The organism is Streptomyces sp. NBC_01622 (genome assembly GCF_045209635.1).
Taxonomy (GTDB): domain Bacteria; phylum Actinomycetota; class Actinomycetes; order Streptomycetales; family Streptomycetaceae; genus Streptomyces.
Genome location: NZ_CP109293.1, coordinates 1,333,019 through 1,347,883 on the forward strand (window position 1 = coordinate 1,333,019; position 14,865 = coordinate 1,347,883).

General features: G+C 69.6%; 11 protein-coding genes and 1 pseudogene. 3 read left to right on the plus strand and 9 right to left on the minus strand.

The window, feature by feature from the left end; translation table 11 throughout:
• From OH768_RS06190 to OH768_RS06215, 6 genes are all read right to left on the minus strand, one after another.
• Window positions 1-921, minus strand: coding sequence for an ABC transporter permease (locus tag OH768_RS06190; protein ID WP_406450842.1), 921 nt, complete (start codon window positions 919-921; stop codon window positions 1-3).
• Window positions 914-1,900 (minus strand): ABC transporter permease, encoded by a 987-nt coding sequence (locus OH768_RS06195; RefSeq protein ID WP_406450844.1) that lies wholly within the window; start codon window positions 1,898-1,900, stop codon window positions 914-916. The genes OH768_RS06190 and OH768_RS06195 overlap by 8 nt, the downstream gene beginning before the upstream one ends.
• 101 nt (window positions 1,901-2,001) lie before the next feature.
• Window positions 2,002-3,819, minus strand: coding sequence for an ABC transporter family substrate-binding protein (locus OH768_RS06200; protein WP_406450846.1), 1,818 nt, complete (start codon window positions 3,817-3,819; stop codon window positions 2,002-2,004).
• A gap of 250 nt (window positions 3,820-4,069) precedes the next feature.
• Entirely contained in the window at window positions 4,070-5,113 is a 1,044-nt protein-coding gene (locus OH768_RS06205) for an NUDIX domain-containing protein (protein ID WP_406450848.1), read from the minus strand.
• Window positions 5,114-5,252: 139 nt separating this feature from the next.
• The gene (locus tag OH768_RS06210) at window positions 5,253-5,447 is read right to left on the minus strand and encodes a hypothetical protein (protein WP_019069460.1); all 195 of its coding nucleotides are present in this window, start codon (window positions 5,445-5,447) and stop codon (window positions 5,253-5,255) included.
• A 30-nt stretch (window positions 5,448-5,477) separates the two neighbouring features.
• Window positions 5,478-6,449, minus strand: a complete 972-nt coding sequence (locus OH768_RS06215; RefSeq protein WP_406450850.1) for a TIGR01777 family oxidoreductase — start codon at window positions 6,447-6,449, stop codon at window positions 5,478-5,480.
• A gap of 188 nt (window positions 6,450-6,637) precedes the next feature.
• Between OH768_RS06215 and OH768_RS06220 the strand changes: the two genes are divergently transcribed.
• On the plus strand, window positions 6,638-8,659 hold the full coding sequence (locus tag OH768_RS06220; protein ID WP_406450852.1) for an NPCBM/NEW2 domain-containing protein: 2,022 nt from the start codon (window positions 6,638-6,640) through the stop codon (window positions 8,657-8,659).
• A gap of 45 nt (window positions 8,660-8,704) precedes the next feature.
• On the opposite strand, the gene OH768_RS06225 is transcribed toward OH768_RS06220, so the two are convergent.
• On the minus strand, window positions 8,705-9,661 hold the full coding sequence (locus tag OH768_RS06225) for an ROK family protein (RefSeq protein ID WP_406450854.1): 957 nt from the start codon (window positions 9,659-9,661) through the stop codon (window positions 8,705-8,707).
• Between the two features lie 205 nt (window positions 9,662-9,866).
• Between OH768_RS06225 and OH768_RS06230 the strand changes: the two genes are divergently transcribed.
• Window positions 9,867-10,904, plus strand: a complete 1,038-nt coding sequence (locus tag OH768_RS06230) for a LacI family DNA-binding transcriptional regulator (RefSeq protein WP_406450856.1) — start codon at window positions 9,867-9,869, stop codon at window positions 10,902-10,904.
• A gap of 8 nt (window positions 10,905-10,912) precedes the next feature.
• Window positions 10,913-11,693, plus strand: a pseudogene (locus OH768_RS06235) (hypothetical protein).
• Here OH768_RS06235 and OH768_RS06240 read toward each other — a convergent pair.
• Complete coding sequence (locus OH768_RS06240; protein WP_406450858.1) at window positions 11,639-13,456, minus strand: protein kinase domain-containing protein; 1,818 nt, start codon at window positions 13,454-13,456, stop codon at window positions 11,639-11,641. The pseudogene OH768_RS06235 and the gene OH768_RS06240 overlap by 55 nt on opposite strands.
• Window positions 13,457-13,550: 94 nt before the next feature.
• Window positions 13,551-14,855 (minus strand): DUF6986 family protein, encoded by a 1,305-nt coding sequence (locus OH768_RS06245; protein WP_406450860.1) that lies wholly within the window; start codon window positions 14,853-14,855, stop codon window positions 13,551-13,553.
• Window positions 14,856-14,865 lie beyond the last annotated feature (10 nt).

Sequence of the window (14,865 nt, forward strand, 5' to 3'; positions counted from 1 at the left end):
TCACTGTCGCACCCTTTGCTGCCGGGGATCGAAGGCGTCGCGCAGTCCGTCGCCGATGAAGTTGATGGTCAGCGCGATGGCGATGATGAACGCGCCGGGGATGTAGAAGAGCCAGGGCCGGGTGTCGACCGCCGTCTGTGCCTGGGAGACCAGCAACCCCAGGGAGGTGTCGGGCGGTTGGACGCCGAAGCCGAGGAAGGAGAGCGCGGTCTCGGTGAGGATGCCGGTCGCCACCAGGATCGTCGCGTTGACGATGATCGGGCCGAGGGCGTTGGGCAGCAGATGCCGGAAGATGATCCGCACGTCGGAGGCGCCGAGTGCCCGGGCCGCCTCGATGAACTCCTTCTCGCGCAGCGACAGCACCGAGGAGCGCACGACCCGGGCGACGTACGCCCAGGTCAGCCCGGCGATCACGATGGCGATCCAGTACCAGGAACCGCCGGTGCGGGAGGAGATGACCAGGGCGATCGCGAACAGGGGCAGCGTCAGCACCAGATCGGCGATGCGCATCATGACCGCGTCGACGATGCCCCGGTAGAAGCCGGCGATGGCTCCCCAGACCGCGCCGAGCAGGGTGGAGCCGAGCGCGATCATGATGGCGATCTTGAGTGAGGTCTGGGTGCCGCGCATGACCTGTGCGTAGGCGTCGTATCCCGAGGAGTTGGTGCCGAACGGGTGCTTCCAGGACGGCGGTTTGGAGTTGTCCTCGGTGTACTTCTCGTACGAGTAGTGCCACAGGTGCGGGCCGATGAACGCCCACAGCAGGATCAGCACGAACACGACCAGGCTGACCATCGCGGCCCGGTGCCGCACGAAGCGGCGCAGCACCAGCTGGGTCTGGGTGCGCTGCCGTACGGTGAACTCGCGGTCGCCGGGCGGCAGTTGAGTGCCCGCGGACCCCGGTGCCTCGATGTCAGTCATAGCGGATCCTCGGGTCGAGTACGGCGTAGAGGAGATCGGCGATGAGGTTGAACCCGATGACGACGACGGCGGAGAGCAGCAGCCAGGCCATGGTGCGGTAGACGTCGAGCGTGGTCGCCGCCTGGACCAGCATCTCGCCCATGCCGTGCCACTGGAAGATCGTCTCCGTGATCACCGCGCCGCCCAGGATGATCGCGATGTCGAGCGCGGTGACGGTGGCGAGCGGGATGAGGGCGGTGCGCAGCGCGTGCCGGGTCATCACCTTGCCGCGCCTGAGGCCCTTGGCCCGGGCGAGCCGTACGTAGTCGCTGTTGAGGACCTCCAGCATGGAGGCGCGGGTGTAGCGGGTCCAGGACGCGAAGGAGACCAGGGCGAGGGTGATGGTGGGCAGGATGAGGTGGCCCACGTGATCGGTGAACTGGTTCCAGGTGGTGTCGACTTCGAGGTACGGGGACTTCTCGCCGATCGTGCCGAGGAACTGGCTGCCGGTCTTCTCGTTGAACCAGATTCCGGCCTGCTTCAGGAGGACCGCGAACCAGAACACCGGCATGGCGAGGAAGAGGAAGCCGAAGAAGGTGATGGTGTAGTCGGCGGCGGAGTACTGGCGGATGGCGCTGAACACACCGAAGACGACGGCCATGATCAGCGCGAGGATCATCGCCGCGGCGACCAGGGTGATGGTCACCTTGAAGCGGGTGAACAGGTCGTGCCCGATGTTCAGGTTGGCCTGCACGGACGGGCCGAAGTCGCCGTGCAGGACGCCGGTGATCCAGTTCCAATAGCGTTCCATCACCGGTTCGTTGGCGTGGATGTGCCGGGAGAAGGCGGTGACGGCGGCCTTGCTGGGAGCGGGTTGTCGTGAGGTGGCGAAGTTGGCCACCGGGTCCCCGGAGTTGATGACGACCAGGAACACGATGAACGTCGAGATGATGAGGACGGGTATGGATACGAGGATGCGACGCACGGTGTAAGCGAGCATGCGGTCTTCTCTCGGAGCCGACGGGGTGGGGATGCCGTCCGTGGGCCGGGGGCCCGGCCCCGGTGTCGCCGGGGCCGGGCTCGACGGACGTGCCTGTGGGGCTACTTCTTGAGGCCCCACTCACCGGTGTTGTAGGCCGGTCCGACGTTGGTGGAGTTGTTGCGCATGTTGGCGAACCGCGTCTGCGTGGCGAAGAACGTCGGCTTCTGGTAGAGCGGCAGCACATAGGCGGCGTTCACCATGAGCTGGTCGGCCTGATTGAGGAGCGCCGCGGCCTTCGTCGCGTCCGTCTCGCCCACGGCCTGTGCGACCAGGGAGTCGACCGTCCTGTTGCTGTAGCCGCCGTAGTTGCCGCCACCGCCGGTGACCCAGTTCTGCTGGGCGTTGCTGGTCGGGAACGGCGCCGCGACCCAGGCGAAGACGATGATGTCGTACTGGTGCCCCGCGAGCACCGTGCCGAGGTCGGCGGCGCCGATCGGCTTGATGGTGACTTTGATGCCGAGGCTCGCCAGGTTGCTCTGGAGGATCTGGCATTCGCTCTGCCGGATCTGGTTGCCGGTGGTGTAACGGCAGTTGAAGGGGCCGACGGCCTTGCCGTCCGGCGTCTTCAGGGCCGTACCCACGCCGGTGAACTTGGCATCCGTGAGGTATTGCTTCGCCTTGGTCAGATCACCGGATCCCTGGCCGCTGCTGGTGACCACGTCCTTGTAACCTGCCTGCCCTGGCACGTAGTTGTGGCTGCCGAGCGGCTTCACAGCGGGGTCGAACTGGCCGACCGTCTTGGCGATGATGTCCTTGATGTTGATCGCCGTGAACATCGCCTGACGTAGCGCCAGATACTTGCCGAGCACCGGGTTGTGCAGGTTGAGGTCGAAGTGCTCCCAGGTCAGCCCGTTGCCGATGGCGTAGGTGACACCGGGGATGTCCTTGACCTGGTTGACCAGGTCCACCTCGGGCTGCGGGTAGATGCCCTGAACCTCGTTGTTCTTGAGGGCCGTTGGCTCCTGGGTGGCGTCCGAGATCACCTTGAAGATAAGCCGCTGAAGGGTCGCCTTCTTCGCTCCGGTCCACTTGGGGTCGGGCACATAGGTCGCGTGATCGTTGTCCGTCCAGTCCTGCATCTTGTACGCGCCGGCCGTCGCGTACTTGGTGGGCGGGGTCTTCAGGAAGTACTGCCAGGCCTGGGCCATCTGAGTGGCCGTCATATGGGCGGCGTCACCGGCCTTGGCGCCCGAGAGCTTCTCGGCGACATGCGCCGGGTACATCGGGTAGCCCCCGCCGAACAGGGACTTCCAGTCCGAGTACGGCTTGGACATCACCATGGTGACGGTCTTGCCGCCGTCGGACGCGGTGAGGGACTTGACCCGGTCGTAGCCGGCGGTGCTCGTCGGCAGACAGCCCTTGGTCTGCGTGGAGTCGCTGGCGGGCGGCGGCGGGCAGTCCTTGCCGTTGTTGGTGCGCCAGTAGTAGGTGAAGTCGTCGGCGGTGATGGGCGTCCCGTCGTTCCACGCCGCCTTCGGGTTGATCTTGTAGACGATGGTCTGCGGGCTGGCGCTGGTCTGCGTCGCCGAGGTCATCAGGTCGGTGTTGAGAGCGACGGTGAAGTCGGGCTGGGGTATGAACACCTGCGGCAGGACGACCTCCAGGGCCTCCGCGTTCTCGAAGGTGTTGCCGTTGACGTCCTGGACGTTCCACTGCTGGATGTTCTTCTCCAGCACATAGGTGAACGTTCCGCCGGACTTGGTGATGGCCGAGTTGCAGGTGTTGGCCTTGCCCACGGTGTTGCAGGACGTGAGTCCGGCCGAGCTGCCCTTGTTGGAGTCGCCGCCCCCGCCGCCGCTGCTACAGGCGGTCAGTACCAGGGTGAGTCCGGCGGCGAGGGTGAGGGCCCGGGTGAGGGCCGAGGATGGCGCGCGCATGTTCCTCTCCTTCGACCGGCGAAATGTCCGGTCCCGTCGAGGCGGCCGGCGGCCGCGAGAGAACTGAGCTGCGCAAAGACGTTAGAGCTCCGATGTACCTTCTTCACGTTCCTGTTCATACCGGGAAGGCGACAATTCACCCTCGCTTTGTTATCGGAATGACCCATGCCCCGTAAAATCGCCAGGTGGTGCCCCCGAAAAGGCAAAGTCCCGATCAACATCGTTGATCCGACCGCAAATTGACGGATCGTCAGCCGACCGGTACGCCCGCCTCCAGATAGAGCGCGGCACCGCGTTCCCGGGCCCGCAGCGCCCACCGCAACCGCTCGTAGCGGACCGGCGGCAACAGGTCCGCGGCCTCCTGCTCGCTGGCGAAGCACCAGCCGCGCAACTCCGGTCCTGGCAGCAGCAGTCGGTCCGCCTCGGCGGCGCCCAGCCGGCCGCCGTCGAAGAGGAGGCGCAGACCGCCGTAACCGGGCGGGGCGGGTGGCTCCCAGTCGACGACGAGCAGCCGGGGTACGTCGTCGAGGACGAGGCCGGTCTCCTCTGTGACCTCGCGCATGCCGGCCCGGGCGGGTGCCTCGCCGGGTTCGACGACGCCGCCGGGGAACTCCCAGCCGGCCTTGTAGGTGGGGTCGACGAGCAGGACCCGGTCCTGTTCGTCGAAGAGGAGCACGCCGGCCGCGATGGTCTCGGAGGTGGGCTCCGGGGTCTGCACGATGTCGCAGACGGGGACGGTACCGCTGCCGACGGCGTCGGCGATCCGGCAGGCCGTCTCGTACGGGGTGAGGGCACTCGTGTCGACGAGATGAGCGTCGGCGGTGAGCCAGGAGGCGAGTGCGGCGCGGTACGGCTCGATGTGGTCGTACGCCCACTGCTGCATCCGCAGCTCGCCGTCGGGGAGGTCCGGCGGGATCTCCCGGCCGGCTATTCGCTCGCGCAGGATCGTTTCCGCCGGTGCCAGGAGAACATGCCGGACCGCGACGCGGCGGGCGGCGAGGCCGCCGAAGATCTCGTCGCGGTACTCCTGGCGCAGCAGTGTCATCGGGACGACGAGGGTCCCGCCGAGCTCGGCGAGCATGGCGGCGGCCGTGTCGATCACGAGCCGTCGCCAGATCTGCAGGTCCTGGAAGTCGCCGACCTCCGCGAGGTGCTTGGGCGGGAGCAGGTTCGGAAGTGCCCCGCCGATGATCTCAGGGTCGAAGAACGTGCTGTTCGGGATCAGGTCGATCAGTTCCCGTGCGGTGGTGGTCTTGCCTGCACCGAACGCGCCGTTGATCCAGACGACGGTCACAGGTCCCCCTCTTCTGTTGGCCCCCTGAGGCTTGCCCGTTCCACCCTGCCACGGAAACCAGCCCCAGTTGAGAGCGCGCATACGACGGCGCCGGTACCCCCTCCGACGAGGCACCGGCGCCGTGCGCTATGAACCGGTATCAGCTGTTCTCTCCCAGGGCGCCCTCGTCGACGGCGAGGCTGCCGTCGCTGACGAGGTGGTCCATGGAGCCCACGGTGTCCTTGACGTTGAGATCGCCGAGTACGTCGTGGTCGTGGGAGTGCGACGGAGTGATCGCGGCGACGACGAACCCGGTGGCGAGGGAGGCGATGGCCAGCATGCTGCGCTTCTTCATGCCCCGTTCAACTGGCGAAGCGCGCCGGGGTCACGCCCGGACCGGCCGCCGGGTGGAAACCGCTCCACCGCGCGACCGCCGTACGAGGTCGACGGCCGCCTCGGGCCACTGCGGATGGTCGAAGGTGAACCCCTCCGCCAGCAGCCGCCCCGGGACCACCCGCCGGCTCTTCAGGAGGAGTTCGGTGTCCGAGCGCAGCGCGAAGGCGCCCAGCTCGGCCATCCACTTCGTGGCGGGCAGACCCACGGGGATGCCCCGGGCGGCGCGCAGGACGCGCATGAAGGCGCGTTGCGGCAGCGGTCCCGGGGAGGCGAGGTTCACCGGCCCGGCAATGTCGTCGCGTGCAATGAGGAACTCCACCGCACGGACGAAGTCCTGGTCGTGGATCCAGGACACATACTGGGCGCCGCCCGCGACCGGACCGCCGAGCCCGAGCCGGGCCAGCCCGAGCAGCACGTCGAAGACACCGCCGCGGTCGGGGCTCATCACCATGGCGGCGCGCAGGGCCACCTTGCGGGTGTGCGGGGTGTCGGCGCGCTCCTGCTCGCGCTCCCAGTTCCTGGCGATCTCGACGCTGTACGACCAGTAGCCGGGGACGTCCGGTTCGGCGCCGCCGATCAGGCCGGTGGCCTCGTCGTTGGGGGCGTCGTAGCGATGGGTGTAGACGGTGGCGGTACTCATCTGGAGCCAGACGCGCGGCGGGTGCGCGGCGGCGGCGATCGCCTCGCCGACGACCCGGGTGGAGTGCACGCGCGAGTCCATCATGGCCTTCAGGTTGGCGGGGGTGTAGCGGCAACTGACGCTGCGGCCCGCCAGGTTGATCACAACGTCACTGCCGTCGATCTCCCGGGCCCAGGAGCCCAGGCGCTCGCCGTCCCACCACACCTCGCCCTCGCGCTTCGGCCGCCTGGTCAGGACGACGACCTCATGGCCGGCCTCGGTCAGGGCGCGGTCGAGGATCGCGCCCACCTGTCCCGTTCCACCGGGAATGACGATCTTCACAGGGCTCCCCCTTCTGTTCGGGAGTGAGCCTAGCGCAGAAAGTTGAACGTGTTCAAAACTCGCGCGATGGAAAATCGAACAATCAATACGCAACTCTTCCAACAGAGTTCGACACGTCCTACCGTAATCGCGCACATGACATGCACAGGAAGCGATCCCATCTCTCGCGAGTCCGGAGGAACGTCACCATGCGTCACCCCCACACCCGCACGACCCGCCGAAGAGTGGTAGGAGTCCTAGCAGCAGGCCTGTTGTGCACGGCGGGCCTCGCCGTGCCCGCCGTCGCAACCCCCGTACCGAACCCCGTCTCCCCCGCCCTGGCCGACGGTCAGGCGCTCACACCTCCGATGGGTTTCAACAACTGGAACTCCACCAACTGCCGTGCCGAGTTCAACGAGTCCATGGTCGAGGGAATCGCGGACCTCTTCGTCGCCAAGGGCCTCAAGGCGGCCGGCTACCAGTACGTCAACCTCGACGACTGCTGGGCCCTGCCGTCCCGTGACGCCGACGGCCAACTCGTCCCCGACCCGGTCCGCTTCCCGCACGGCATCAAGGCCGTCGCGGACTACGTGCACTCCAAGGGACTCAAGCTCGGCATCTACACCAGCGCGGGCACCAAGACCTGCAACGACGCCGGTTTCCCCGGCGCTCTGGGCCACGAGTACAGCGACGCGCGGCAGTTCGCCGACTGGGGCGTGGACTATCTCAAGTACGACAACTGCAACAACCAGGGCGTGGACGCCAAGTTGCGCTACACCACCATGCGCGACGCCCTGAAGGCGACCGGCCGGCCCATCGTCTTCAGCATCTGCGAATGGGGCGAGAACAAGCCCTGGGAGTGGGCCTCGGACGTCGGGCACCTGTGGCGCACGACCGGTGACATCAGCGACAACTGGGGCTCGATGCTGTCGATCCTCAAGCAGAACCTCCCGCTCGCGCCGTACGCCGGACCCGGGCACTGGAACGACCCCGACATGCTGGAGGTCGGCAACGGCGGTATGACGGACACCGAGTACCGCTCGCACTTCTCGATGTGGTCGATCATGGCCGCACCGCTCCTCATCGGCTCGGACCTGCGCAAGGCGACCGACGCGACCTTCGACATCCTCGACAACAAGGAGGTCATCGCGGTCGACCAGGACCCGCTGGGCAAGCAGGGCAACGTTGTCACGTCCGAGGGCGGACGCTGGGTCGTCGCCAAGGAGATGAAGGACGGCAGCCGCAGCGTCGCGCTCTTCAACGAGTCCGGCAGCGCCCAGCGCATCGCCACCACCGCGACGGCCGTCGGCCTCCCGGACGCCCGCGCCTACACCCTGCGCGACCTGTGGCAGCACAAGAGCTACAACACCGCGGGCACGATCTCCGCGACCGTCCCGGCCCACGGCACGGTCCTCGTACGGGTCTTCGCCGACCGGCAGTCGGTCAAGAACCCGCCCGCCGTCGAACTCGGCCTGGACAGCGCCCCGTTGGTCCAGGCGGCGACCGCGACCCCGCTCACGACGACGGTGACCGACCTCGGCCGTACGACCGCCGAGCAGGTCTCCGTGACCTTGACCGGGCCCGCCGGCTGGAAGATCCGGCCCAGGTCGTCGACGACCGCGAAGGCCGTGCCGACCGGCAGGTCGCTGCGCACGAAGTGGACGGTCACCGCTCCCTCGGGGACGCCCACGGGGTCGTACGACCTTGCGCTGAAGGCGAGTTACCGCTCGCCGAGCGGCACGCGCGTCACCAACACCCTGCCGTTCACCGCTTCCGTGGTGGTCGCTCCGCCTGCGGGCACCTCGTACCTCGGTGACCTTCCGTGGATGTCAACGGCCAATGGATGGGGGCCCGTTGAGCGCAACACGAGCAACGGGGAGAGCGCGGCGGGGGACGGTCGTCCGATCACTCTCGGCGGAGTCGTGTACGCCAAGGGGCTCGGTGTGCACGCCGAGAGCGAGGTGGCGTACTACACCGGGAAGGTGTGCGAGAAGGTCACCGCGGACGTCGGTGTGGACGACGAGAAGGGGGCCAACGGCACCGTCGCCTTCGAGATCTGGGCGGACGGCACGAAGGTCGCCTCGACCGGCGTCCTCACCAACGCGATGCCCGCCCAGCCGGTCACCGCGGACGTGAGCGGCGCCCAGGTGGTCCGACTCGTCGTCACCGACGGCGGCGACGGGATCGACTCGGACCACGCGGACTGGGCTGACGCTCAACTCACGTGCTGAGCAGGGGCGCAGGCCGCTGAACGAACGTTTCGTCCGGTCTGTGCCTCACACCCCGGCCGCGGTCGCGCTGCTCGCCTGACGGGCGAGCGCGGCCGCGGCCGCTCCCACCAGCCCGGCGTCCGTGCCCATCTGAGCCGGCGTCACCGTAAGCCGCCGTACGAAGGACAGCGTCGCGTAGTCGCTCAACGCCTTGCGCAGCGGCGTGAAGAGGACGTCGCCCGCCTTGCCGACGCCCCCGCCGATCACGGCGATGTCGATCTCGACGAGGGTCGCGGTGGCCGCGATACCGGCCGCGAGGGCCTGCGCGGCCCGCTCGAAGGAGGCGACGGCGACCGGGTCGCCCGCGCGGGCGGCGGCGGCCACCGCGGCGGCCGAGGTGTCGCCGTCCGGGCCCGGCCGCCAGCCGCCCTCGACCGCCCGCCGGGCGATGTTGGGGCCGCTGGCGATCCGCTCCACACAGCCGCGCGAACCGCACGGACAGGCGTCGCCGTCCAGGTCCACGCTGATGTGCCCGATGTGGCCCGCGTTGCCGGTCGGCCCGGGATGCAGCTGCCCGTTGAGGACGAGCCCGCCCCCGACTCCCGTGGAGACCACCATGCACAGCGCGTTGGCGTGTCCGCGCGCCGCTCCCTGCCAGTGCTCGGCCGCCGTGATCGCCACGCCGTCGCCGATCAGCTCCACGGGCAGGTCACCGGCCGCCGCACGCACCCGCTCGACGAGCGGGTAGTCGCGCCAGCCGGGCACGTTGACCGGGCTCACGGTGCCCGCGGAGGCGTCCACGGGACCCGCGCTGCCGATGCCGAGGGCGCTCGCGCGGGACCACGAGGGCGATGCGGTGAGTTCCGCGAGCACCTCCTCCACGGCCCGCATCACGGTGTCGCCGTCGTCCTGCGAGGGCGTCGGGCGCTGCGCGCGCACCAGGATCTTGCCGTGGCCGTCCACCAGCGCCCCGGCGATCTTGGTACCGCCGATGTCGAGCGCGGCCACGAGGTCGGTGTGCATCAGTGTCAGATCTCCCCGTCAAACATCAGAACCACCAGTAGGTGAGTTGGACCGGTCTCGCGGTGGGGGCGCAGGCCGGAGATATCGGTGGACAGTCTCTCTCGCATATGACAACGTTGTCCAGGCTCTATGCTCGACGCCACATCCTCATACAAACCCATGGACCTATGCATCCCCCGTGGACGACAGGACAGGACAGCGCATCGTGCCAGAGACCGCCCGCCGCCCCGAGAACCGCTACGGCAACCGTCCGACCATGAAGGACGTGGCCGCGCGCGCCGGTGTCGGCCTGAAAACGGTGTCGCGGGTGGTCAACGGCGAGCCGGGCGTCACCCCGGACACCGAGCGCCGCGTCCAGGAGGCCATCGACGCACTGGGGTTCCGGCGCAACGACAGCGCGCGCGTGCTCCGCAAGGGTCGCACGGCCAGCATCGGCCTCGTCCTGGAGGACCTCGCCGACCCGTTCTACGGTCCCCTCAGCCGCGCGGTCGAGGAGGTCGCCCGTGCTCACGGCGCCCTCCTGATCAACGGATCCAGCGCCGAAGACCCGGACCGCGAGCAGGAGTTGGTGCTCGCGCTGTGCGCGCGGCGGGTGGACGGTCTGGTGGTGATCCCGGCCGGGGACGACCACCGCTATCTGGAGCCGGAGATCAAGGCGGGCGTCGCGACCGTGTTCGTGGACCGTCCGGCCGGGCGGATCGACGCGGATGTCGTCCTGTCCGACAGCTACGGCGGCTCACACGACGGGGTCACCCACCTCATCTCCCACGGCCACCGGCGCATCGGCTTCATCGGCGACATGCCCCGCATCCACACGGCCGCCGAGCGGTTGCGCGGCTACCGGGCCGCCATGGAGGACGCGGGCATAGCCGTCGAGGGCGCCTGGATGTCCCTCGGTGTGACCGACCCCGTCCGGGTACGCCGGGCCGCCGAGGAGATGCTGTCCGGCTCCTCCCCCGTCACCGCGATCTTCGCCGGCAACAACCGCGTGACGGTCACCGTCGTCCGCGTCCTCGCCGAACAGTCCCGCCGGATCGCCCTCGTGGGCTTCGACGACTTCGAACTCGCCGACCTGCTCCAGCCCGGCGTGACCGTCGTCGCCCAGGACGCGGCGGCCCTCGGCCGTACCGCCGCCGAGCGCCTGTTCCGCCAGCTGGACGGCACGCTCATCGCCCCGGAACGAATCGAGTTGCCGACCCGGCTGATCACCCGGGGCTCGGGCGAGCTGCCGCCGACGGACTGAGCCGAGCCGTGAACGACCGTACGCTGGAGGCTCTGGGGCTGGCCCGGGCACCGCGCGAGTTCCCGCTCGACTACCCGGGTGTTTGGCCCACCGCCTCCGGACTCCTCACCGGGGACCGGCTGTTGCCCCTGGACGACCGTTTCACGTACGAGGACCGCACCCCTGTCCTCGCCATCGGTTCCAACGCCTGTCCCGGTCAACTGCGGCACAAGATGGCGGAGTTCGGGATCGGCTCCTCCGTCCCGATGGCGAAGGTCCGGGTAACCGGTGTCGACGTCGGTGTCTCCGCGCATGTGAGCCGTGTGGGCTATGTTTCCGCGTCGCCGGTCAACTCACCCGGTGTCGTACGGGAGTTGTTCGTGACGTGGTTCGACGCGCGGCAGCTCGCGGTGGTGGACGCGAGTGAAAGGGCGTACGACCGAGCGTGGTTGACCGGGCCCGAATTCCATTTCGCGTCGGACTCCGGGGAGTCGCTGCGGGGCGCGTATGTCTACGTCAACCGGTGCGGGGTGCTGCGTGACGGCACGGGTGCGCCGCGCCGGCATCCGGGTGAGCGGATGCTGCTCACCCGGATGCCTCACTGCCTCACCGGAGTTGAGGAAGCTGTTCGGGCGGACGCCGGAGGAGTTCTGCGCGCGGGCACGCGGGGACCGGGAGTTGTGCGAGCGGGGTACGCGGCTGTTCCGGGAGGAGGGATTGGTGACGGTGTCCGGTCTGGAGCGCTTTGTGCGGCCTCAGCAGACCGGCAGCCCCGGGACCGGCTCGTCGTTGTCCCCGCCCTTGATGTAGACGTCGCTGACATAGACGTTGGTGTTGCCGCTGTCGTCGTCGGTCTTCGCCCACCAGACGTTGGTCCACTGGCCGTATGTCTCGCGGCGGCCCAGGTTCTGCTGGCAGTAGAAGTAGTTGGTACCCGCGCCGAGGACGCCGACCTCGGCGCCGGACGCGGTGTAGGACTTGGCGGTGCGCCACACCTGGCAGTTGTATTTGCCGCCGCCGATGGACTGGCAGGCCGGGGCGGGGCTGGAACTGGGGCTGGTTCCGTTGGTGGGGGTGCTGTTGCCGCCCGTGCCTCCGCCGCCGGAGGACGTGGACCTGGTCGGCGCGGGGGTCGGAGATTGCCCGGTTGTCGTCTCCGCGCCCTTGCCGGTGTGCTGCTGTGTTGGTGCCCGAGTCCCGTCGGCACCCTGTCCCGTGGGCTTGGCGGAGTCCGAACGCTTGGCGTCCGCGCGTGCGGTGGGCGAGGCGGCGCCGGCGTCCTGGGCCTGGGGCGAGCCACCCTGTGAAGTGACCGACGAGTCACCGGAGTTGACGTAGTGGGCGACGACCACTACGGCACCGGCGAGGACGACCGCTGCGGCAGCGGCGGCGACCAGGACTCGTGCCTTGCGGCGGGGGTGGGCGGGGTGCGCCATGGGCCCGGTTGGTGGGGTCGGGTGGGGCACGGGAGCGAGGGGCGGGCCGAAGCCTTGAGGTATGGAGGTGGGAGGGGGAGCAGGTGCGAAAGCAGGCGTGGGATCGGGCGGAAGGGAATCCGATCCAGTCGGCGGTATCGATGAACCGGGGTCCTGCCGGCCCACTGCGGACCGGGCACTCCCACTCGGCGCCGGCTCTCCCGCCCCCGGCACCTCTGCGGCCCCTCCCCCGGCCCCCCGCAACACAGTCGTCGGCGAGTCCGTCTCCGGCGCCTGCGCCACCGCCTGCGCCACCACCTCCAGAAGCCTGCATGCCCGGTCGGCGTCGGGGCGGGACTCGGGGCGTTTGTCGAGGAGTTGGCGCAGGACGGGGGTGAGCGGGCCGGCGCGGTGGGGTTCCGGGAGGGGTTCGTCGACGATCGCCGTGAGGGTGGAGTACGTCGAGGTGCGGCGGAACGGTGAGGCGCCCTCGACGGCCGCGTACAGCGTGGCGCCCAGGGCCCAGACGTCGGAGGCCGGGCCGGGGTCGGAGCCCTGCGCTCGCTCGGGGGCCAAGTAGTCCAGGGAGCCCATGAGTTCGCCGCTGCGCGTGAGGTGCGTGGCGGAACCGTCGCCCGGGTCGTCCATCGTCGCTATGCCGAAGTCCGTCAGGACGACCCGGCCCGAGCGCTCCAGCAGGATGTTCCCGGGCTTCACATCGCGGTGCAGCACACCCACGGCGTGGGCGGCGGCCAGCGCGTCCATCACCTTCGCGCCGATCCCGGCCGCCTCGCGCGGGTCGACGGGGCCGCGCTCCCCCAGCACGTCGTCCAGGGAGGGACCGTCGATCAACTCCATGACGATCAGCGGCCGCCCGTCGACCTCCGCGATGTCGTGCACGGCGACGACACCGGGATGGCGGACCCGTGCCGCCGCCCGTGCCTCGCGCTGCATCCGCAGCCGCAGATCGGCGAGTTCGGGCGCGTAGTCGTCGGTGAAGGTGCGCAGTTCCTTGACCGCGACCTCACGGCCGAGGACCTCGTCGACGGCGCGCCAGACCACGCCCATGCCGCCGCGCCCGAGCCGGGCCACGACGCGATAGCGTCCGGCCAGCAGTCGGCCGGCTCCGTCCACGCGTCCGCTCTCCCCCGAAGACACCGCCGCTCCGTTCCCGTGGCACATCCATGAACGCCGTACAGCCTACGGGGCGACAGTGACAACAGGAGGGGCGGCGACAGCTGTGACAGGTCCGCTACTTCGCGGACGCCGTCAGGTCGCCCCGGCGGGGCGCCGCGAAGCCCTCCAGGTCCGTCCGGGTCAGCCCCGTCGCGCCGGCCACCTCCGCGATGTCGAGCGCGCCGCAGTCCAGGCCGCGCAGCAGATAGCCGCTGAGGGCCTTGGCGGTCGCGGGCTCGTCCATGACGTCGCCGCCGGCCCGGTTGGCGTAGCGGGCGAGGCGGGCGGCGGCCTGTTCGAAGCCCTCGCGGTAGAAGGCGAAGACGGCCGCGTAGCGGGTGGGGATGTGGCCGGGGTGCATGTCCCAGCCCTGGTAGTAGGCGCGGGACAGGGCCCGCCGGGTGAGGCCGTAGTGCAGTCGCCAGGCGTCGTGGACCTGGGCCGTCGGACCGACCGGCAGCACATTGGTCGAACCGTCCGAGACGCGTACGCCCGTCCCCGCCGCCGCGACCTGCATGACGGCCTTCGCGTGGTCGGCGGCGGGGTGGTCGCTGGCCTGGTAGGCGGCGGAGACACCGAGGCAGGCGCTGTAGTCGAAGGTGCCGTAGTGCAGGCCGGTGGCGCGGCCCTCGGCGGCCTGGATCATGCGGGCCACCGTGGCGGTCCCGTCCGTGGCCAGGATGGACTGGCTGGTCTCGATCTGGATCTCGAAGCCGATCCGGCCGGCGTCGAGCCCGTGCGCCTTCTCGAAGGCCTCCAGGAGTCGCACCATCGCGGTGACCTGCTCGGCGTAGGTGACCTTGGGCAGGGTCAGGACCAGCCCCGCGGGCAGTCCGCCGGCCGCCATCAGTCCGGTCAGGAAGATGTCGAGGGTGCGGATGCCCCGCTCGCGCACCGGCGCTTCCATGCACTTCATCCGGATGCCCATGTACGGCGCGGCCGTGCCCTTCGCGTACGCCTCGGCGATCAGCCGGGCCGCGCGGGCGGCGGCCTCGTCCTCCTCGGCGTCGGGGCGGGGGCCGTAGCCGTCCTCGAAGTCGACCCGCAGGTCTTCAATGGGCTCGCGCTCCAGCTTGGCCCGCACGCGCGCGTGGACGGGTTCGGCGAGTTCGCCGGAGAGGCCGAGGACGGCGGCGAAGGAGGCTGCGTCGGGGGCGTGTTCGTCGAGGGCGGCGAGGGCGCGGTCGCCCCAGGTGCGGATCGTGTCGGCGGCGAAGACGTCACCGGGGACGTAGACCGTGTGGACGGGCTGGCGGGTGCCGGGGTCGCCGGGGTAGCGGCGCTCCAGTTCGGCGTCGACCGGCGCGAGGGAGGCGCTGATCTCCTCGCCGACCGCGCCCGCGAGGCTCGTCGCCACCTTCTCCTGCTCGCCCTGACCCATCCCACAGCCT

Excerpts from the sequence above, each read along its gene's own strand:
- OH768_RS06190 (WP_406450842.1), bottom strand. The coding sequence starts at position 921 with ATGACTGACATCGAGGCACCGGGGTCCGCGGGCACTCAACTGCCGCCC.
- OH768_RS06195 (WP_406450844.1), bottom strand. The coding sequence starts at position 1,900 with ATGCTCGCTTACACCGTGCGTCGCATCCTCGTATCCATACCCGTCCTC.
- OH768_RS06200 (WP_406450846.1), bottom strand. The coding sequence starts at position 3,819 with ATGCGCGCGCCATCCTCGGCCCTCACCCGGGCCCTCACCCTCGCCGCC.
- OH768_RS06210 (WP_019069460.1), bottom strand. The coding sequence starts at position 5,447 with ATGAAGAAGCGCAGCATGCTGGCCATCGCCTCCCTCGCCACCGGGTTC.
- OH768_RS06220 (WP_406450852.1), top strand. The coding sequence starts at position 6,638 with ATGCGTCACCCCCACACCCGCACGACCCGCCGAAGAGTGGTAGGAGTC.
- OH768_RS06225 (WP_406450854.1), bottom strand. The coding sequence starts at position 9,661 with ATGCACACCGACCTCGTGGCCGCGCTCGACATCGGCGGTACCAAGATC.
- OH768_RS06245 (WP_406450860.1), bottom strand. The coding sequence starts at position 14,855 with ATGGGTCAGGGCGAGCAGGAGAAGGTGGCGACGAGCCTCGCGGGCGCG.